Source organism: uncultured Marixanthomonas sp. (genome assembly GCF_963974425.1).
In the GTDB taxonomy this organism is placed as follows: Bacteria; Bacteroidota; Bacteroidia; order Flavobacteriales; family Flavobacteriaceae; genus Marixanthomonas.
Window position 1 is genome coordinate 1 of record NZ_CAXBCK010000033.1, and the last position, 18,663, is coordinate 18,663.

Here is an 18,663-nt window from a genome sequence, read left to right on the forward strand (position 1 = left end):
AAATTTCTCAGCCCTATTCTCCTTCGGAAACAAGGACAGTCATTTCGACGGTAGGAGAAATCACCTCCCACTCTTTAAACCCTCTTTTCAAGGTCTGCTTTTCATTAAACCGCCCATTCACTCATATGCAATTCCTCGTCATGCCCTTCTTCGGAAAGACTAAAGCTTGTTTAAGTCTTCTGCTTTTTCTTTTTAGCCGCTGGAAACAATACGTTGTTTAGTATCAAACGATATCCCGGAGAATTGGGATGCAATGCCAATTCTGTTTTGGCATCCCCTACTCTATGTTGATAATCTTCTGGATCGTGACCACCGTAAAAAGTAAAAAAACCTTTCCCTTTTATACCGTGAATGTAGCGAGCCTCACCATTGGTTTTATTTTCGCCCATCACTAATACGTTTGATTTTACTTCATCTCTTTTATACGAAGTAGTTTGTCCCATAAATCCTTTTACTAAAGACGTATGGTTTTGCACCAACATAGTAGGAATTGGATCCCATTTGGCCGAATAATCCATCAAAGTAAAATAATCAGTTTCTTTTGGTATTCTTCGTTTTGCCGTCATATCGATAGATGAAAACTCATAGACCATAGGGCTACGTTCTAATATAAAATCGGTAAATGCCATGGTTTTGCTGTAATCTATCTTACCTTGATAGCCTGGTTCGCTAGGGTCACCATCGAACATCGGCTCACAAATATCTACGCCTTCTGCCGAAAGAGCAATATCAAAACTGTCCGTGGCACTACACATTGCAAACATAAAACCACCACCAACTACATAATCTCGTATTTTTAAAGCAACGTCTCCTTTTTCTTCAGAAACTTTGTTGTATCCTAATTCTTTTGCCAAGGCTTCAGACTTTTGCTTCTCTTCTATATACCAAGGAGCAGCACGATAGGCTCTGTAGAATTTACCATACTGACCTGTAAAATCTTCGTGGTGTAAATGTAACCAATCATATAAAATAAGCTGGTCGCTCAACACTTCTGTGTCATACACAACTTCATAGGGAATTTCCGCATATGTCAACACCATGGTTACGGCATCATCCCACGGTTGATTTCCTTTTGGGGAATATACAGCAATCTTTGGTGCTTTTTCTAACACCACAGCTTCCATGTTTTGTGAAGGACTACTTATCATCGTCAGTATTTCTTCGGTCTTACTATCAGAAATAACTTCGAAAGACACACCTCTAATTTGACATTCCTTTTGAATTTCTTCGGAATTGGGCATTAAAAAAGAGCCACCGCGGTAGTTAAGCAACCACTTTACTTTGACTTGGCGTTCTAATGTCCAATACGTAATTCCGTAGGCTTTTAGGTGTTCCTTCTGCCCATCCACATCCATCGGGATTAAAATATAGGATGCTGAAGCATTTAAGGAAAAGAAAATAATAAATAATAAGGTAATAAATTTCGTCATAATGCTAATATAACGACAAAATTCGAGCCATATTGAGAAGATAGGTAATTTTCTAAAAAATAGATTTTAAGTGGTTTTGAGAAATTTTAAATTGCTTTAGAAATGATTAATAGATAAAAAGGTTGTTTTTCATCTCATTTCTTTATTGGTAATAGTTATTTTACTTGTTGTTCAAATTTGACTGACTCTTTCCCGTTTGTGACTACAACTTCATAAACTCCCTTTCTCAACCCTAGATTACAGTTTTCTGTTTTACTTTCCACTTCTTTTATGTCAATCGGAACAGCTGTAGTTAAGTTTTCTCCTTTTTTACAGGCCAAAACCATAACTGGAAAATCAATTTCAATATCATTTAATTTAACAGGGACATTTTTATTGCCATTTTCAAATAACCAATTTGGTCTATTGTTAATATATTCTGTATTTGGATGAAATACTGCTATGTCTGCCCAAGCATCCTCTCTCTCATACCTCAAAGGATTGTTTTTATTATCAATTAAAATGGATGATTCATTAAAATTTAATGCTTTTAAAAAAGGATGGTTTAGTTCAGGTCTACTTCGTTCACTATAAGAGGCTTGGTTAATTGTTAATGGATTTATTCCTGTGTACTCAGTTAACCTACTCGCCATCGCTTTTTCCCAATAATTATGAGCTCCTTCTAAAGCATGGTCATAGCCACAATGAATTAAAAACTTCTCGTTTGGTCTAGAATCAATTACCTTTTCAATGTTTTTGGCTTGGTCAATTTCTCTAGGCTTTCCACTTTCACTTCCTAAAGTCTCGTAAGCAAACAACTTATATCCAATTTCTAAAGCGTCTCTGATTAAATTTCCAAATTGCGGATCTTTCGTATAATAACCAGTTTTTTGAATTGGATATTTTCGATTGTTGAGAGCCGAGTTTAAACTATCATTATTTGCTAATGCTTCGAGACCTAGGTTTGTATAACCTTTTTCATATAATCCTTTAAGAAGTGTTTTTGTAAAAAAACGATGAAACGAATTATGATGAGCTTCATTTATTATTATTATTTGGTTTTCTTTTGCTTTATCAATTATGTAATCGGAGGCGTTTACTATTTTATATTTAAGCTTTATTGAATCTATTTGTTCTTTTGAGAAGACTTCTTCTTTTCCACCCATTAAATCCCACTGAATTAAAGCATTTTTATAATCTCCCTTTAAAGCAAAATATGTCCCAGATCTTTGATATTCTTTAGAATTAGAAACTTCATTTTCAATATCTGATAAAAATTTGTAATCAGTAGTAAAATCAATTTTTTCTAGAATTCTTTTGTCTTCTTTGCAACTCGAGAATACAATTAGGATAAAGCTTATTAGAAATGTTAGAAGAATATTTTTTGAAACCATTAATAGTTATTTTATTATTGAATTAAAGTATAATTAATTCTGTAGCTTAAATTAGCTAATTGTTGGCAACATAAATAAAACCTTTTAAAAAGGCACCTCACTATCATCTTCTAGTAGCAAATCACTGTTCATAGAACTGCCGAAAGCTTCATCTGAAGACAGGGTGTCGGTTTTGATATTTATCTCAACACATAGTTTCGTTTATAACACGTACTGTTTAATTTCGTCCAATTCGTTCTCCTTTTTTTCTTTTTCTTCTTCGATATCATAGTCATCTTGAATTCCGAGCCAGAATTTTGCTGAATTCCCGAAATACTTACTCAATCGTAGAGCCGTGTCTGCTGTAATCCGACGATTACCTTTTATTATTTCTGAAATTCGGGTCTGTGGTATTTTCAAATCCTTTGAAAGGCGGTAGGCCGTAATTTCGAGAGGCTCCAAAAATTCGAGGTTCAAGATTTCTCCGGGGTGGATGTTTGCTAATTTTTCCATAACTTATTTTTAATGATAATCGATTATTTCCACTTCGCTTGCATTTCCATTGTTCCAGATGAACATAACCCGCCATTGATTATTAATCCGAATGCTATAGTATCCTTTCAATTTTCCGGTTAATTTCTCAAGCCGATTGGATGGCGGAATCCTCAAATCGGAAATGTCCTGCGAGTTATTCAGCATTCTTAATTTTCGACGTCCAACATTCTGGATTTTAACAGGCATTTTTTTTACTCGAATACCTTTCCAAATCCGTTCTGTTTCTTTCGAGCCAAAAGAAATAATCATACTATTGTTTTACGTTACTAACGTCAAAGGTAAGTAAAAATTGTGAATTTGTAAAAATAACTCTTGAATGGAGCTTAACGTCTCGTATAACTATAGTTAGGAATAAAAATACACAAGTCTTTAGGTTTTTACGGAAAGGTCACAAGTCGGTGTGAATTTCGCTGTAATTGCGGTTATATATTTTTGTGCCTAGTTTTATTCTTTATATATAATTCGCTTTTTATTCCGCTTTTTTGATTTGAACACTTTTTTTATATCGTGTAAATCGTAAAGTCCTTTTTTAGCGTTTTTTTCGAGTTTCATTCTCAATTCAGATACTCGATTATAGTATTTCTTTCCAATTTCCTCAATTACCGAATCATTTTTTTTATTTACGTGGTTATTTAAATTAAAAAATAGATTATTTATTTCGTCAAGTGTTTCATGAGTTTCATTGTCAATCCAAAGTCCGTACGAAATTGCTAACATTAAATTTTGTTGAAATTCATAAAATTTACTTTCTCCTTGTCCGAATATCAAGTGAAATGGTTTTCCATCATCATCCAACACTACGCTTTTCATTACTGCGATTTGATTTTCAATGAATTCATACGCATTAAGTCGTTTCTTTAAAATCTCTTTGTAATATTCATTTCTAAAATCCATTTTCTTCAGTCGGATTGAAGTCAAATAAGAGATTATTGCTGATACAATTCCAGCAATTACTCCACTCGCTAATAAAATTTTAATGGTTTCCGACATTTTTGTCAAATTAGGCACAACATAAGTATAAACGCTATTGCGTGTATATCTTATCTATTTTCTGTTTAAAAAAGTAGGGGAGAATTCTTCAAATATACTTAATAAAGCCAAATCACAAAATCAATCATCTTTTTGTCATGGTTCTTGGCTCTTGTTTCCTGCAACCTATAAACTCTTATTTTCTTAATGCAGGCTATATAAAAAGTCTAATAAATAAGCTTATATCCTCCTAAAACGGTACCTCATTATCATCATCCGGTGGCAGATCGTTATTCATAGAACTACCGAAGGCTTCATCTGCAGAAGGCAGACTGTCGGTTCTAAAGGTATCATCATTGGCAGCATCGTTCATACGGGAATGGATTTCGCTAGGGATATCAAAACGCTCTAAGTTTTCGAAACGTCCTAAATGCCCCACAAAACGCAAGCGTATTTCGTCCAGACCACCGTTACGGTGTTTGGCTACAATAAATTCACCTTGTCCTTGCGTTGGCGTACGCTCTTCATCGTCCCATTCGTCAATTTTGTAGTATTCGGGACGGTAAATAAACGATACAATATCGGCATCTTGCTCAATCGCACCAGATTCACGAAGGTCAGAAAGTAACGGTCGCTTGCTTCCGCCACGAGTCTCTACCGCACGAGATAATTGGGATAAGGCAATTACTGGAACATTGAGTTCTTTTGCCAATGCTTTTAAGTTTCGGGAAATGGTTGAGATTTCCTGCTCTCGATTTCCACCGTTTTTGTTCCCTCCTGCTGTCATTAACTGCAGGTAATCGACCATAATCAATTTAATTCCGTGTTGCGAAGATAGACGTCTAGCTTTTGCACGTAAATCGAAAATGGAAAGCGATGGTGTATCATCAATAAATAAAGGCGCTTTTTCCAGCCCTTTTACTTTCACGTTTAACTGTTCCCACTCGTGTTTTTCTAAGTTTCCGGTACGTAGTTTTTCGGAGCTTAATTGCGTTTCCGAAGAAATTAATCGTGTAATTAACTGTACGGAGGACATTTCCAGAGAAAAGAAAGCTACTGGAATATTATGATCTACCGCAATGTTACGGGCCATAGACAACGTCAAGGCCGTTTTACCCATACCTGGACGAGCGGCAATAATAATTAAATCACTGGGTTGCCAACCGGAAGTCAATTTGTCTATATCTTCAAAACCGGAAGGAACACCAGAAAGACCTTCTCTATTGGCAATTTCTTCAATTTTTTTCTTCGCTTGAATTACTAATTGCTGCGCTGTTTCCGAAGAACGCTTTATATTTCCTTGCGTAATTTCGTATAATTTGGATTCTGCAGTATCCAATAAATCAAAAACATCGGTCGTTTCATCGTACGAATCTTCAATGATTTCATTTGAAATTTTAATCAAACTCCGTTGTATGAATTTCTGAAGAATGATACGCGCATGAAACTCAATATGTGCCGAAGAAGACACTTTTTGGGTCAATTGAACCAAGTAAAATTCGCCTCCTGCAACTTCAAGCGTTGCGTCCTTTTTTAATTGGGACGAAACGGTTAATAAGTCCACCGGTTCACTGTTTTCAAAGAGTGTATGAATGGCTTCAAAGATGTATTTGTGAGCATCTTTATAAAACACATCGGCGTGTAAAATATCAATCACCTCATCGACACCTTTTTTATCGATCATCATCGCTCCAAGCACAACTTGCTCTAAATCAATAGCTTGCGGAGGAAGTTTCCCCTTTTCCAACGAAATTACTTGGGAAGACTTCGTTTTATATTGATTTTGCTGTTGTACTTTTTCCATAAGGCGAATGTAAAGAAAATGTTAACTGAAACAGGCGTATTAAAAGTTTCGATGTTAACCAGTCATCAACATTTGAACTGTTGATAACTTAAGATTATTGTTAATAAGGTGCAAAAAAAACCGAAGACGAACCTCCGGATTTTTGAAAGGGTTGCTATAATTGAAGTTAGCCTTTAAAGACTCCCATCTCAGAATATTTTTCCATTCTAAGATTAACCAAATCGGTTGGTGATAAGATTTTTAATTCATCATATACTTTTGAAATGGTCTTAGAAACGGTAGAAAAAGTTTTTTCTCGATCGCTATGCGCTCCGCCTAGTGGTTCTTTAATAATAGTATCGATTACTTTTAGTCTTTTGGCATCTTTTGCTGTTAGGTTTAATGCCTCAGCGGCTTGTTCTTTATGATCCCAACTTCTCCATAAGATAGAAGAACAGTTTTCAGGCGAAATTACAGAATACCATGAGTTTTCGAGCATCATAACGCGATCACCAACACCTATTCCTAAGGCTCCACCACTAGCTCCTTCTCCAATAACAATTACTATAATTGGTACTTTAAGGCGCGTCATTTCCATAATATTACGGGCAATGGCTTCCCCTTGTCCACGTTCTTCGGCTTCTAATCCAGGATACGCTCCAGGCGTGTCGATAAAAGTAACTACTGGAAGGCCAAATTTTTCGGCAGACTTCATTAAACGAAGGGCTTTACGGTATCCTTCAGGACTTGCCATCCCAAAATTACGGTATTGTCTCGTTTTGGTATTATACCCTTTTTGCTGCCCAATAAACATATAGCTTTGGTCACCAATTTTCCCTAAACCGCCTACCATGGCTTTGTCGTCTTTAAAGTTACGATCGCCGTGAAGTTCTAAAAAAGAATCCCCACAAATGGATTTAACATAATCCATAGTATAGGGACGATTGGGGTGACGAGACAACTGTACACGTTGCCACGGGGTTAAGTTTTTATATACTTCCTTCTTAGTTTCCTTTAATTTTTTCTCAATCTGCTTACAGGTATTGGTAACATCTACTTCGCTGTCAGTTCCAATTTGGCAAGCTTTCTCGTACTGTTCCTGTAAGTCCTTTATAGGTAATTCAAATTCAAGATATTCCATAGTATCTTTAGATTGTAGTTTTTTGCTTAGCGTACAAAGATAAAATTTTGTTTTTAGGTATTAGGCAATCGCCTTTTTTTTCTTTGCAATCTGTTTTTAATAATTCCATTAGCAATGACTGTTACTATAATAATGACGGCTCCATAATAAAACTCTGTTTTCATATGTTCTGAATCGCCTAAAATAAGCAATGCTAAGATAATTCCATACACTGGTTCTAGGTTTACGGTTAACATCACGGTATAAGGGCTTATCCATTTCATCACGTGTACCGAAGCCAAAAAGGCATATGCGGTGCAAACTGAAGCTAAAAGTAATAGTAAAAGCCAGTCGTTTGTTGACAGTTGAAATAATTCTGAAGTAATTTTTCCCTGAAAAGCTAAATAGGCCGTAATACATAATCCCCCGAAAAATAATTCGTATAAAGAAATAACCGAAGCTTTATGTTTTACTACCAATGCCCCGTTAATAATAGTAAATACTGCTCCTAAGAATGATGAAGCTAGTGCTAGGCCAATTCCCCAGATATAATCGGTTTCTACATTAAATATTAGGTATAAACCACTGATTACTATAATTCCGAAGAACACTTCGTACCCGATTATTTTTCTTCTGTAGAAAAGCGGCTCTAATAGAGAAGCAAAAAAAGCTCCTGTGGACATAATTGCCAATGTAACCGAAACGTTCGATTCTTTTATAGCTCCAAAAAAGCACAGCCAATGCAACGCAATGATAAATCCGGCAAGAAAAAAGCGTGAGAGTGTTTTAACTGAAAAGCGTAGTTTTTCTTTCTTCAGAAGGACAAATAACAATATAAAACCTGAAGCCAATAGCATTCTAATCCATACCAACGGAATGGCGTCAATGGAAATTAATGCTCCCAGCACCGCTGTAAACCCCCAAATAAAGACAATTCCGTGTAAATGGAGGGAGTTGAGTAATTTAGCGTTTGGCATTTCTAAGAAGGTAAATAGCTAAGATACCAAATACAAAGTTAGGGAACCATGTAGCGATAAAAGGTGAAAAAGTACTCTGTTCTGCCATTGTCCCAAATATCTTATCGAAAAAGATAAAAGTCATCCCGATACCAATACCAATGGCAAGATTGACTCCCATTCCCCCACGGCGTTTTACCGATGATACTGCAACTGCAATAATAGTCAAGATATACGCAGAAACTGGCAAACTCCAACGTTTATAGCGTACCACTTCGTACCTATTTATGTAGGAAGAACCTTTTGCTTTTTCTCGTTGTATAAAGTCGTTAAGCTCTGTAAAATTTAAAGTTTCTGCAATGTATTCAACTGGTGTTAAATCTTCCATTTCAAAGGAAAACGTTGTGTCTAGCTTTGTTTCTTTTAAAAGCTGGTCATTGTTTTGACCTACAATTCTTTTTTTATAATTATAGAGTGTGTAAGAGCTATCTTTTTCATTATACTTTATACTACTTGCTGAAATCTTGAATTTCATTTCATTATCTTCAAAATGTTCTAAGGTAAAGTTGTTTCCACTTTTCTCCTTCACATTAAAGTAACTTACATAAATATAATCATTATCATTTATCTGTCTGTATACATTAGATTGCGCCCTATCTTGTGTTCCTTTCTTAAGGTATTTGTACTTAAACTCATTAAATCCTTTACTGGCCATGGGCGCTAAATACATACCTAACACCAAAGCGCCAATACAAACAATTGTAGCACCAATCATATACGGGCGTAAAAATCGATAATACGAAACCCCACTACTTAAAAAAGCTATAATCTCTGTATTGTTTGCGAGTTTTGATGTGAACCAGATTACGGACAAAAACAAAAACAAGGGGAATAACAAGTTTGCAAAATAGATGGTAAAGTCTAAATAATACTTTGCTATTTCGATAAAAGGCACCTCATTTTCGAGCATTTTATCAATCTTTTCCGCAAGGTTCACCGTTATCCCGATGGGAATAAATAATAGAAGCAACAGTAAAAATGTTCCTAAGTATCGCTTCAGTATATATTTATCGAGTATGCTTAACATTAAAGGCGTTTATCCATTTGTTTAACCATCTTGTTTTTCCAAGTAGTAAAATCTCCGGCTAAGATATGCTTTCTCGCTTCACGAACCAACCATAAATAAAACCCGAGGTTATGGATAGTTGCAATTTGCATACCCAAAAGTTCTTTTACCTTAAATAGGTGACGTACATACGCTTTGCTATACGCAGTATCTACCCAAGTAATATCCATCTCATCAATAGGTGAAAAATCATCTTCCCACTTTTTGTTTTTAATGTTTATAGAACCATGTGCTGTAAAAAGCATACCGTTTCGTCCATTTCTAGTAGGCATTACACAATCAAACATATCGATCCCCAAAGCAATATTTTCTAATAAATTAATAGGTGTTCCTACTCCCATTAAATAACGAGGTTTATCTTCAGGAAGTATATCTGTGACCACTTCAGTCATAGCATACATTTCTTCAGCTGGTTCCCCAACAGATAGACCGCCAATTGCATTTCCTGCTGCTCCTACAGATGCTATGTACTCTGCAGATTGTTTCCTGAGATCTTTGTAAGTGCTTCCTTGAACAATGGGAAAAAATGTCTGGTTGTAATCGTATTTTAAAGGTGTTTTATCTAAATGAGCAATACACCTATCTAGCCAACGATGCGTCATATGCATAGAACGTTTGGCATACTTATAATCACAAGGATACGGTGTACATTCATCAAAGGCCATGATAATGTCGGCTCCAATAGTTCGTTGGATTTCCATCACGTTTTCAGGTGTGAAAAAATGCATGCTACCGTCAATATGCGACTTAAACTTAACACCCTCTTCCTTAATTTTTCTATTTGCTGAAAGGGAATACACTTGATAACCGCCACTATCGGTCAAGATATTTCGGTCCCAATTCATAAATTTATGAATCCCGCCAGCTTTTTTAAGAATGTTAGTCTGTGGCCGTAAGTATAAATGATACGTATTTCCTAAAATGATATCAGGGTTTATATCTTGTGAAAGTTCACGTTGGTGCACTCCTTTAACTGTCCCAACAGTACCTACTGGCATAAAAATTGGCGTTTCAACAGGGCCGTGGTCTAATGTTATAGTCCCAGCGCGGGCTTGACTTTCTGGATCGGTTTTTTCTAGTTTAAATTGCATTCAAGGTTTTTCTGAAATATGCCAGAATTGGCAAACAGCTGCAAAGATAATAGGATTTGTTTAGATACGTAGCTTCCATTTCTTCTGAAAAAAATTAAAATTGCTTCAGAAAAAAGAATCAAAAGGCAAGACAAAGGAATGTTTTCCACACTTTTGCCTAATTGTCTTGTTTTATGCTTCCCATAGTCTTGTTTCTTTCTCCATGAGCAACTAACTTAAAACTTTTATCCCAACCTTAATAACTTCCTTTAAATCGTTGATAACTGCCCTAATTTAGTTTTGCCTACCCCTAAGAATACCGTATTTTTGATGCTGAAAAACAAAACTACACAAATGGCAGATTTACAACACCTTGAGGATTTAGTGGTTCAGGTTCGCAGGGATATTTTAAGACAAGTACACGCAGTCAATTCAGGGCACCCAGGTGGTTCTTTAGGCTGTGCTGAATTTTTCGTCGCTTTGTATCAAGAATTAATGGAGCGCAAAGATGACTTTAGTATGGACGGAATTGAGGAAGACCTTTTCTTTCTTTCAAACGGCCATATTTCACCGGTTTTTTATAGTGTTTTAGCGCGTTCGGGTTATTTTCCTGTAGAAGAATTAAAAACCTTTAGACATATTGATTCTCGCTTACAAGGGCATCCAACTACTCATGAAGGCTTACCAGGAATACGTGTAGCTTCAGGATCATTAGGGCAGGGAATCTCTGTATCTATCGGTGCTGCGGAAGCAAAAACATTAAATAAGGATAACCATATAGTATACACCCTTTGTGGCGATGGCGAATTACAAGAAGGCCAGAATTGGGAAGCTATTATGTATGCTGCCGGAAACAAAGTGGACAATCTAATTGTTTCTATTGATTTAAACGGACAACAAATTGACGGTTCAACTCAAAATGTACTTCCGTTAGGAAACGTAAAAGAAAAATTTGAAGCATTTGGCTGGGACGTTCTAGAAATTAAAGAAGGAAACAATCTTTCTGCCGTACTTGAAGGAATGAAAAAAGCCAAAGCTAAAACTGGAAACGGAAAACCTGTCTGTGTGTTGTTGCACACGGTAATGGGGAACGGTGTTGATTTTATGATGCACACACACGCTTGGCACGGAAAAGCTCCAAATGACGAGCAATTAGAAAAAGCATTATCACAGAACCCGGAAACGCTGGGTGATTATTAATTCTGAAAAGTAATACAATGAAAAAATATACAGACAGCGGAAAAAAAGATACAAGATCCGGTTTTGGAGCAGGATTGACCGAATTAGGTAAAACAAATGAAGATGTAGTTGCACTTTGTGCCGACTTAACTGGTTCCCTAAAAATGGATGAATTTAAAGAAAACCATCCAGAACGCTTTTATCAAGTTGGAATTGCCGAAGCAAACATGATGGGTATGGCAGCCGGGATGACCATTGGTGGAAAAATACCTTTTACAGGTACTTTTGCTAACTTCTCTACAGGTCGCGTGTACGATCAAATACGCCAAAGTATTGCTTATAGTGGTAAAAACGTAAAAATATGTGCCTCTCACGCTGGTGTTACCTTAGGTGAAGATGGAGCAACACATCAAATTCTAGAAGATTTAGGGTTGATGAAAATGCTTCCTGGAATGACTGTTATCAATACCTGTGACTATAACCAAACGAAAGCTGCAACCTTGGCCGTAGCAGAACACCAAGGACCTGTTTATCTTCGTTTTGGAAGACCAAAAGTAGCAAACTTCACTCCTGAAAATCAGAATTTTGAGATTGGTAAAGCTGTTCATTTACAAGAAGGAACCGATGTAACCCTAGTAGCAACAGGTCATTTAGTATGGGAAGCACTACAAGCTGCCGAAAAATTACACGAAGAAGGTATTAGTGCTGAAGTAATTAACATACACACAATTAAGCCTTTGGACAATAAAGCGATACTTGATAGCGTTACTAAAACAGGGTGCATTGTCACTGCAGAAGAACACAACTATTTAGGTGGTCTTGGTGAGAGTGTTTCCCGAGTATTAGCCAAAAATGCCCCAACTCCACAAGAGTTTGTGGCGACGCAAGATACCTTTGGAGAATCTGGAACGCCTGAGCAATTAATGGAAAAATATGGTTTAAATGCCAATGCCATTATAAAAGCTGCAAAGAAAGTGATCTCGCGTAAATAATCTTTTTTTGCTCCAGTCTGTTGATAGCAGACTTCGATCAAAAAAGAAAGCCCCGCAACATATTGCGGGGCTTTCTCATTTTAAATTATTTTATGCCGTATCACGAGGTTGATGTTGCTCTTTCCGTTGTTTTACTTGATGATTTATTTCTTTCCCATCAGCCTCTTGTCCTTTTTTATTGATGGCTTGCTCTTCTATACTTTGCTTCTGTTTTTCCGAATTATTTTTCTTATCATTTTCCATAACTGTAATATTTTGATTCACATAAATATACACAGTAATCAACTGACCATCAAAATAATTATAATTCATTAACACCCTTTGTTAAAGCATTCTCAATTGGCAAAATGCTAAGAAATTTCTTCTAAAATAGATTGTACTTTTAGTATATAATTTAAAAAAACAGAACACTATGAAGACTACAAGAGAACAAGCAAAGGAAACTGTTCATAAAGATTTAGTGAATAACCTACAGGGACTACTAAAGAAAAATTACGATGCAGAAAAAGGATTTACTAAAGCAATGGAAGATGCAAAAGATAGTAATCTTAAACGTTTTCTAGAGCAACAAGCTCGACAACGTAATAAATTTGCTACTGAGTTGGACAATGAAATACGTTCGTTAAATGAAAAGCCTGCCGAAGAGGGAAGTACAACGGGAGATATACATCGTACTTGGATTGATATAAAAACTGCATTCACTGGAAAAGACGATGAAGCAGTTCTTGAAGAATGTATTCGAGGTGAAAAAGCAAGTATGGAGGAATATGAAGAAACTTTAAATGAAAACCGTTTTCCACCAAAATTACAAAAAACTTTAAATAATCAACTTTCCGAGATTAAAGGTACAGTTGCAAAAGTAAAAAATCTTGAAGACCTTGCTGAGAAGAGTAATTAATGAAGAAGAGAAATGAATAGCAAGAATAAACCCTGAAACACCTCCGCTTCAGGGTTTTTTATTATTTCCTTTTTTATAGTCTTAAGCTGTTATTTCTATATCTGCTTCTTTTATAGCTTTAAATCCTCCTGCAACATCTATCACATTATGTATCCCTCTATTTTTTAAGATTGAAGCGGCAATAACCGAGCGATATCCTCCTGCACAATGTACGTAAAAAGGCTCTTTAGTAGGGTAATCACTTAAGTATTCATTAATAAGACTTAAAGAAGTATGCTTGGCATTGGGAATATGGGCAGAACTATATTCTGCATCTTTACGTACATCAAAAATAGCAACTTCTTCTTTCATCTTTTCTTTTAATACAGTTGCAGAAACAGATTGCATGTTGGCTATCTCTTTCCCGTCTTGCTGCCAAGCTTCTATTCCTCCTTTTAAATACCCTAAAGTATTGTCAAAACCAACTCTTGATAATCGCATCACAGCTTCTTCTTCACGTCCTTCATCAACAATTAATAAAATAGGTTGTTTCACATCTGCAATTAAATCGCCAACCCAAGGAGCAAATCCGCCATCTAAGCCAATAAAGATAGAATTTGGAACATGACCTTTAATAAATTCTTTTTGATGACGCACATCTAACATCACCGCTCCAGTTGTGTTTGCCGCAGTTTCAAATTCTTGTGGGCTTAATGTTTTTGTTCCGCGGGTGATTACTTCATCAAAACTATCGTAACCTTCCTTATTCATTTTCACGTTTAACGGAAAATAGCTTGGTGGTGGTAAAAGACCGTCGGTCACTTCTTGTATAAACTCATCACGAGTCATATCTTCCCGTAATGCATAATTCATCTTTTTTTGATTGCCTAGCGTATCTACGGTTTCTTTCATCATATTTTTTCCACAGGCAGAACCCGCACCGTGTGCCGGATACACGGTAACGTCATCGGCTAACGGCATTATTTTTTCACGAAGGCTATCGTATAAAATACCTGCAAGTTCATCTTGCGTCATAGTAGCTGCCTTCTGGGCCAAATCGGGTCTACCCACATCACCTAAAAACAAAGTATCACCACTAAAAATAGCTTGGTCCTTACCGCTTTCATCTCGAAGCAAATAGGTTGTGCTTTCCATAGTATGTCCTGGAGTGTGCAAAGCAATTATGGTTAGCTTTCCTACTTTAAACTCCTGTTTATCATTAGCTATCGTAGCATTAAAAGAAGGATTAGCGTTTGGACCAAATATTATTGGAGCTCCAGTCTTTTCAGAAAGTGAAAGATGCCCGCTTACAAAATCAGCATGAAAATGGGTTTCGAAAATATATTTTATCTTAGCATTATCACGTTCTGCTCTTTCTGTATATGGCTGCGTTTCTCGCAAAGGATCTATAATTGCTACCTCGCCTTCACTTTCAATGTAGTAAGCGCCTTGCGAAAGACATCCGGTGTAAATCTGTTCAATATTCATTCTCTGTAAAATTTAATGCAAAGATACAGATTGTTATGATTCATTTTAAAGGATAAGAAAAAGAGCTCTTAGTTTTTTCACATAATTTTTAGAAAATAGGCTTTAACTTCAACTATCTTTATGGTCAACCAAAATTTACTTTTTATGAAACGATTTGCAATTTTATTATTTTCAACATTGTTATTTGCTTGTGCAAGTGACAAAAAAGATACAGAAACTGTTCGCGATATGGCTGTTCAAGAAGTTAAAAAGCAAATGAACTTACCTGAGGGAACTACCTTTAACAATGAGAACATTAAGGTGACTGAAGAAACTTCTGATGCAGAAGGAATTGAAACTATTTATGTTGTAAAAATTTCAATTAAATCTCAAGATCAAGATGGAAATGAAATGGTAAAAACGAATACCTTACGATATGAAAAAGCTGATGATGACACTTATAAGCTCGCATCATTTGATTAAATAATTATACGCCTTTTATAGAAGTAATATTCTATAAAAGGCAATTTTATTTTTCTGTTGAACAAATAAAATTAAAGCATCCTCATTAAAAATCTTATAACTCGTTTACAAATGAAATATTTTTTTCTCTCCCTATTAACATTATTGGTAGTATCATGTAATACAGCACAAACAACCACTGCAAAGAAAAAAACGCGCGTGGACTATGCCAATAGTATCACTGCTAAAGAATTAAAAACCATGTTATACACATTTGCTGGTGATGAAATGCAAGGGAGAATGACAGGTGAAAAGGGGCAAAAATTAGCCGCAGAATACCTTCGCAACTTTTATCAAGATCACGGTATTGCTTCTCCTATCGAAGAGAATAATTATTATCAAACTATCCCTGCTGAATATTTCGACAGAATGCAAGATCCTAAACCATCGGAAAATGTAGTAGCTTTTATTGAAGGTTCAGAAAAACCAGATGAAATAATTGTTCTTTCTGCACATTACGATCACGTAGGTATGAGAGAAGATGGCACTATTTTCAATGGTGCAGATGATGACGGTAGCGGAACTATGGCAATGTTAGAAATGGCTGAAGCTTTCCAGCAAGCAGTTAAAGATGGGAACGGACCAAAGCGCTCTATTTTATTTTTACACGTTACAGCAGAGGAAATAGGATTGTTTGGCTCTCGATATTACACCGAAAACCCAATTTTTCCTTTAGAGAATACTGTTGCTAATCTAAACACAGATATGATTGGCCGTATAGATCCAGATAAAAAAGATAATCCAAACTATATTTATTTAATAGGTAGTGACAAACTAAGCCAAGAGCTTCATGATGTTTCTGAAGAAGTGAACAAAGAATACACAAACTTAGAGTTAGATTATACCTATAATGATGATAATGATCCCAATCGTTTTTACTACCGAAGCGATCATTACAACTTTGCTAAAAACAATATCCCGATTATCTTTTATTTTAATGGGACACACGAAGACTACCATAAGCCAACGGATACACCAGATAAAATTGAATACGAGTTAATGACAAAAAGAACACAGTTAATTTTTCAAACAGCTTGGGAATTAGCTAATCGTGAAGGAAGAATTACGGCAGACAAGCTATAGCGATAGATGCTAGGTCTTTGCTATACTTCGACTCTGTTCAACAGAATGCACACTTAGACGCCTTGAAACATACATTCTGAATACAAAAAAAGCCTCTCATTCCTGAGAGGCTTTACTTTTGGGTGGAAGACGGGATTCGAACCCGCGACCCTCGGTACCACAAACCGATGCTCTAACCAGCTGAGCTACAACCACCATGTTAATTCCGCTTTAAAAGCGAGTGCAAATATAAGGTATTTACCACGTTTGCACAATATAAAAATATCAGAATTTTTAGATCAAATCAAAAATAGAATCTACAGCCACATAACGTTCTGTTGTAAAGCCCTCTCCGTGCTCCACTCCTATTAAGCGTCCCAAGTTTTGAGCACGATATGTTATACTCTCATTAAAGTTAGCCGTAGCAATGGGCGTAACCGGTTCTTTAGAGTTTTCATCAAAAAACTGACTTTTATACGCCGCAACCGATTCTAGTTTTTTATCCAAATGTCCAGTTATATCAACAACAAAATCGGGTGTTAAGTCTTTCCACTGTATATAATGGTACACATGTTTAGGTCGCCATTCCTTTTGGTGATTACTCTCATGGATTGTTTCAATTTTTCGCAAACCACTTAAAAAACAAGCATCGCTAACCAACTTACTACCTTTTCCGTGATCGATATGACGGTCATCAACTGCATTGCATAAAACAACATCTGGTTTGTATTTTCTCAATATTTTAATAACCTCTAACTGGGTAGCCGTATTATTCACAAAAAAACCGTCTGAGAATTGTAAATTGTGCCGTACCGCGACACCCAATATCTTAGCAGCATCCGCTGCCTCTTTATCTCTAATTTCGGCAGTGCCTCTTGTACCCAACTCGCCTCGAGTTAAATCTAATATCCCTACTTTTTTTCCATTTGCTACTTCTTTTGCAATAGTTCCTGCACAACTTAACTCTACATCATCGGGATGCGCCCCAATGGCTAATATATCTAACTTCATGGTTTATACTTTTTGTAGTTTTCCATCTAAAACAGTTTCAAAGGCTTGTTCTAAATCGTTTATTAAGTCGCGTTTTTCTTCAATTCCTACAGAAAAACGTAACAAACCATCGCTTATTCCTTGTCGTTCTCTTTCTTCTGAAGAAAGTAATGCGTGCGATGTTTTTGAAGGGGATAAAATAGTAGATTCTACTCCAGCTAAACTCATCGATTCTTTAATCAGTTTCAACGATTTCATAAATTTTGAAGCGTCCACCCCTTCTTTTAATTCAAATGAAAGCATTCCGCTATATCCTCGCATTTGTTTTTTTGCTAACTGATAATCCGGATGGCTTTTTAAACCTGGGTAATATACTCTCTCAACCAAATCATGTTTATGTAACCATTTAGCAAGTTTTTTAGCATTTCGGTTTTGAGCTTTTACACGTAATTTCATCGTCTTCATACTACGCTCTAATAACCAAACCGTATAATCGCTTAAACTACCTCCTAAATTTTTAGCTACATTCCAAATTTTAGTAATATGTTCTTCTGAAGCAGCAACTGCTCCCGCACAAATATCGCTATGACCACCCATATATTTAGTCGCACTATGTATCATAATATCAATTCCGAAATCTGCTGGATTTTGATTTATGGGCGATGCAAACGTATTGTCAATCATTGTAATAATATTTTGCTCTTTTGCTATTCGCGAAATCATTTCTAAATCGGTTATTAGCATCAACGGATTAGATGGTGTTTCAACAAAAATTACTTTGGTGTTTTCTTTAATTTTTGAAGTGAAGTCAGCTTCAGAAAAACCTTCAGTGAAATCATATTCAATCCCAAATTTATCAAACTCTTCTACTACAAAATTATAGGTTCCTCCGTAGAGTGTTTTCTGCAATACCACGTGATCTCCAGCATGTAAAAAAGCTAACATCGTTGTACTTATGGCAGCCATTCCACTTCCAAAAATTAAACCCGCTTCAGTTTTTTCCAACATCGCAATTTTCTTGCAAAGTGCTTCTTGATTGGGGGTATTAAAATAACGTGGATATCGTTTTACATCCACGCCTTCATATGCATATGAACTTGATGGATAAATAGGAGAAACAGCTCCTTTAAACTGTTCATCTTTTACTTCGCCAACGTGTGTACAAATAGTATTTACACCTAAACTTTTCTGTTTCATCTCACTAAAATTTTCT

19 protein-coding genes and 1 tRNA gene are annotated in these 18,663 nt (G+C 36.0%); 5 read left to right on the forward strand and 15 right to left on the reverse strand.

The annotated features are described in order from the left end of the window. Positions 1-170 precede the first annotated feature (170 nt). From AACZ92_RS10575 to tgt, 10 genes are all read right to left on the reverse strand, one after another. A complete protein-coding gene (locus AACZ92_RS10575) occupies positions 171-1,430 on the reverse strand; it encodes an asparagine synthetase B (protein WP_339700899.1) in 1,260 nt (419 codons plus the stop codon). A gap of 155 nt (positions 1,431-1,585) precedes the next feature. Beyond that, positions 1,586-2,803: a hypothetical protein gene (locus tag AACZ92_RS10580; RefSeq protein ID WP_339700902.1), complete on the reverse strand. Its 1,218-nt coding sequence runs from the start codon at positions 2,801-2,803 to the stop codon at positions 1,586-1,588. 201 nt (positions 2,804-3,004) lie between these two features. Continuing rightward, entirely contained in the window at positions 3,005-3,295 is a 291-nt protein-coding gene (locus AACZ92_RS10585) for a HigA family addiction module antitoxin (protein WP_339700905.1), read from the reverse strand. A gap of 9 nt (positions 3,296-3,304) precedes the next feature. Continuing rightward, on the reverse strand, positions 3,305-3,586 hold the full coding sequence (locus AACZ92_RS10590) for a type II toxin-antitoxin system RelE/ParE family toxin (protein ID WP_339700908.1): 282 nt from the start codon (positions 3,584-3,586) through the stop codon (positions 3,305-3,307). Positions 3,587-3,781: 195 nt separating this feature from the next. Then, a complete protein-coding gene (locus AACZ92_RS10595; RefSeq protein ID WP_339700911.1) occupies positions 3,782-4,327 on the reverse strand; it encodes a hypothetical protein in 546 nt (181 codons plus the stop codon). 229 nt (positions 4,328-4,556) lie between these two features. Beyond that, positions 4,557-6,110 carry a replicative DNA helicase gene (gene dnaB, locus AACZ92_RS10600; protein WP_339700914.1) on the reverse strand — a complete coding sequence of 518 codons (1,554 nt, stop codon included), beginning with the start codon at positions 6,108-6,110 and terminating at the stop codon, positions 4,557-4,559. Positions 6,111-6,276: 166 nt separating this feature from the next. Beyond that, positions 6,277-7,230: an acetyl-CoA carboxylase carboxyltransferase subunit alpha gene (locus tag AACZ92_RS10605; RefSeq protein WP_117160466.1), complete on the reverse strand. Its 954-nt coding sequence runs from the start codon at positions 7,228-7,230 to the stop codon at positions 6,277-6,279. Between the two features lie 53 nt (positions 7,231-7,283). Continuing rightward, positions 7,284-8,186, reverse strand: a complete 903-nt coding sequence (locus tag AACZ92_RS10610; RefSeq protein WP_339700919.1) for a DMT family transporter — start codon at positions 8,184-8,186, stop codon at positions 7,284-7,286. Next, on the reverse strand, positions 8,173-9,252 hold the full coding sequence (locus tag AACZ92_RS10615) for an LptF/LptG family permease (protein ID WP_339700922.1): 1,080 nt from the start codon (positions 9,250-9,252) through the stop codon (positions 8,173-8,175). The genes AACZ92_RS10610 and AACZ92_RS10615 overlap by 14 nt, the downstream gene beginning before the upstream one ends. Beyond that, on the reverse strand, positions 9,252-10,382 hold the full coding sequence (gene tgt / locus AACZ92_RS10620; RefSeq protein WP_339700925.1) for a tRNA guanosine(34) transglycosylase Tgt: 1,131 nt from the start codon (positions 10,380-10,382) through the stop codon (positions 9,252-9,254). The genes AACZ92_RS10615 and tgt overlap by 1 nt, the downstream gene beginning before the upstream one ends. Positions 10,383-10,715: 333 nt before the next feature. Here tgt and AACZ92_RS10625 point away from each other — a divergent pair, with 333 nt between their 5' ends. Both AACZ92_RS10625 and AACZ92_RS10630 read left to right on the forward strand, forming a co-directional pair. Beyond that, positions 10,716-11,561: a transketolase gene (locus tag AACZ92_RS10625; protein WP_339700928.1), complete on the forward strand. Its 846-nt coding sequence runs from the start codon at positions 10,716-10,718 to the stop codon at positions 11,559-11,561. A 17-nt stretch (positions 11,562-11,578) separates the two neighbouring features. Beyond that, positions 11,579-12,532: a transketolase C-terminal domain-containing protein gene (locus AACZ92_RS10630; RefSeq protein WP_339700931.1), complete on the forward strand. Its 954-nt coding sequence runs from the start codon at positions 11,579-11,581 to the stop codon at positions 12,530-12,532. Positions 12,533-12,622: 90 nt separating this feature from the next. Here the strand turns inward: AACZ92_RS10630 and AACZ92_RS10635 are convergent, their stop codons facing one another. Further along, positions 12,623-12,844 (reverse strand): hypothetical protein, encoded by a 222-nt coding sequence (locus AACZ92_RS10635; protein ID WP_339700934.1) that lies wholly within the window; start codon positions 12,842-12,844, stop codon positions 12,623-12,625. 100 nt (positions 12,845-12,944) lie between these two features. On the opposite strand from AACZ92_RS10635, the gene AACZ92_RS10640 reads away from it, so the two are divergent. Next, complete coding sequence (locus tag AACZ92_RS10640) at positions 12,945-13,430, forward strand: PA2169 family four-helix-bundle protein (RefSeq protein WP_339700937.1); 486 nt, start codon at positions 12,945-12,947, stop codon at positions 13,428-13,430. Positions 13,431-13,511: 81 nt separating this feature from the next. On the opposite strand, the gene AACZ92_RS10645 is transcribed toward AACZ92_RS10640, so the two are convergent. Then, positions 13,512-14,897, reverse strand: a complete 1,386-nt coding sequence (locus tag AACZ92_RS10645) for an MBL fold metallo-hydrolase (protein ID WP_339700940.1) — start codon at positions 14,895-14,897, stop codon at positions 13,512-13,514. A gap of 144 nt (positions 14,898-15,041) precedes the next feature. Here AACZ92_RS10645 and AACZ92_RS10650 point away from each other — a divergent pair, with 144 nt between their 5' ends. Beyond that, positions 15,042-15,359, forward strand: a complete 318-nt coding sequence (locus AACZ92_RS10650) for a hypothetical protein (RefSeq protein WP_339700943.1) — start codon at positions 15,042-15,044, stop codon at positions 15,357-15,359. 111 nt (positions 15,360-15,470) lie between these two features. Next, positions 15,471-16,481 carry a M28 family metallopeptidase gene (locus tag AACZ92_RS10655; protein ID WP_339700946.1) on the forward strand — a complete coding sequence of 337 codons (1,011 nt, stop codon included), beginning with the start codon at positions 15,471-15,473 and terminating at the stop codon, positions 16,479-16,481. Between the two features lie 120 nt (positions 16,482-16,601). On the opposite strand, the gene AACZ92_RS10660 is transcribed toward AACZ92_RS10655, so the two are convergent. The 3 genes from AACZ92_RS10660 to AACZ92_RS10670 all read right to left on the reverse strand — a co-directional run bounded on the left by AACZ92_RS10660 (position 16,602) and on the right by AACZ92_RS10670 (position 18,647). Then, positions 16,602-16,677, reverse strand: a tRNA-His gene (locus tag AACZ92_RS10660). 77 nt (positions 16,678-16,754) lie between these two features. Next, the gene (gene bshB1 / locus AACZ92_RS10665) at positions 16,755-17,471 is read right to left on the reverse strand and encodes a bacillithiol biosynthesis deacetylase BshB1 (RefSeq protein WP_339700949.1); all 717 of its coding nucleotides are present in this window, start codon (positions 17,469-17,471) and stop codon (positions 16,755-16,757) included. Between the two features lie 3 nt (positions 17,472-17,474). Next, positions 17,475-18,647 carry a PLP-dependent aspartate aminotransferase family protein gene (locus AACZ92_RS10670; protein ID WP_339700952.1) on the reverse strand — a complete coding sequence of 391 codons (1,173 nt, stop codon included), beginning with the start codon at positions 18,645-18,647 and terminating at the stop codon, positions 17,475-17,477. Positions 18,648-18,663: the final 16 nt, after the last annotated feature.

What these genes read in the sequence shown, in the direction of transcription:
- AACZ92_RS10630 (WP_339700931.1), top strand. Translation starts at nt 11,579, where the DNA reads ATGAAAAAATATACAGACAGCGGAAAAAAAGATACAAGATCCGGTTTT.
- AACZ92_RS10585 (WP_339700905.1), bottom strand. Translation starts at nt 3,295, where the DNA reads ATGGAAAAATTAGCAAACATCCACCCCGGAGAAATCTTGAACCTCGAA.
- AACZ92_RS10580 (WP_339700902.1), bottom strand. Translation starts at nt 2,803, where the DNA reads ATGGTTTCAAAAAATATTCTTCTAACATTTCTAATAAGCTTTATCCTA.
- tgt (WP_339700925.1), bottom strand. Translation starts at nt 10,382, where the DNA reads ATGCAATTTAAACTAGAAAAAACCGATCCAGAAAGTCAAGCCCGCGCT.
- AACZ92_RS10615 (WP_339700922.1), bottom strand. Translation starts at nt 9,252, where the DNA reads ATGTTAAGCATACTCGATAAATATATACTGAAGCGATACTTAGGAACA.
- AACZ92_RS10595 (WP_339700911.1), bottom strand. Translation starts at nt 4,327, where the DNA reads ATGTCGGAAACCATTAAAATTTTATTAGCGAGTGGAGTAATTGCTGGA.
- AACZ92_RS10645 (WP_339700940.1), bottom strand. Translation starts at nt 14,897, where the DNA reads ATGAATATTGAACAGATTTACACCGGATGTCTTTCGCAAGGCGCTTAC.
- AACZ92_RS10670 (WP_339700952.1), bottom strand. Translation starts at nt 18,647, where the DNA reads ATGAAACAGAAAAGTTTAGGTGTAAATACTATTTGTACACACGTTGGC.
- AACZ92_RS10590 (WP_339700908.1), bottom strand. Translation starts at nt 3,586, where the DNA reads ATGATTATTTCTTTTGGCTCGAAAGAAACAGAACGGATTTGGAAAGGT.
- AACZ92_RS10655 (WP_339700946.1), top strand. Translation starts at nt 15,471, where the DNA reads ATGAAATATTTTTTTCTCTCCCTATTAACATTATTGGTAGTATCATGT.
- AACZ92_RS10640 (WP_339700937.1), top strand. Translation starts at nt 12,945, where the DNA reads ATGAAGACTACAAGAGAACAAGCAAAGGAAACTGTTCATAAAGATTTA.
- AACZ92_RS10625 (WP_339700928.1), top strand. Translation starts at nt 10,716, where the DNA reads ATGGCAGATTTACAACACCTTGAGGATTTAGTGGTTCAGGTTCGCAGG.
- AACZ92_RS10575 (WP_339700899.1), bottom strand. Translation starts at nt 1,430, where the DNA reads ATGACGAAATTTATTACCTTATTATTTATTATTTTCTTTTCCTTAAAT.
- AACZ92_RS10605 (WP_117160466.1), bottom strand. Translation starts at nt 7,230, where the DNA reads ATGGAATATCTTGAATTTGAATTACCTATAAAGGACTTACAGGAACAG.
- AACZ92_RS10635 (WP_339700934.1), bottom strand. Translation starts at nt 12,844, where the DNA reads ATGAATTATAATTATTTTGATGGTCAGTTGATTACTGTGTATATTTAT.
- dnaB (WP_339700914.1), bottom strand. Translation starts at nt 6,110, where the DNA reads ATGGAAAAAGTACAACAGCAAAATCAATATAAAACGAAGTCTTCCCAA.
- AACZ92_RS10650 (WP_339700943.1), top strand. Translation starts at nt 15,042, where the DNA reads ATGAAACGATTTGCAATTTTATTATTTTCAACATTGTTATTTGCTTGT.
- AACZ92_RS10610 (WP_339700919.1), bottom strand. Translation starts at nt 8,186, where the DNA reads ATGCCAAACGCTAAATTACTCAACTCCCTCCATTTACACGGAATTGTC.
- bshB1 (WP_339700949.1), bottom strand. Translation starts at nt 17,471, where the DNA reads ATGAAGTTAGATATATTAGCCATTGGGGCGCATCCCGATGATGTAGAG.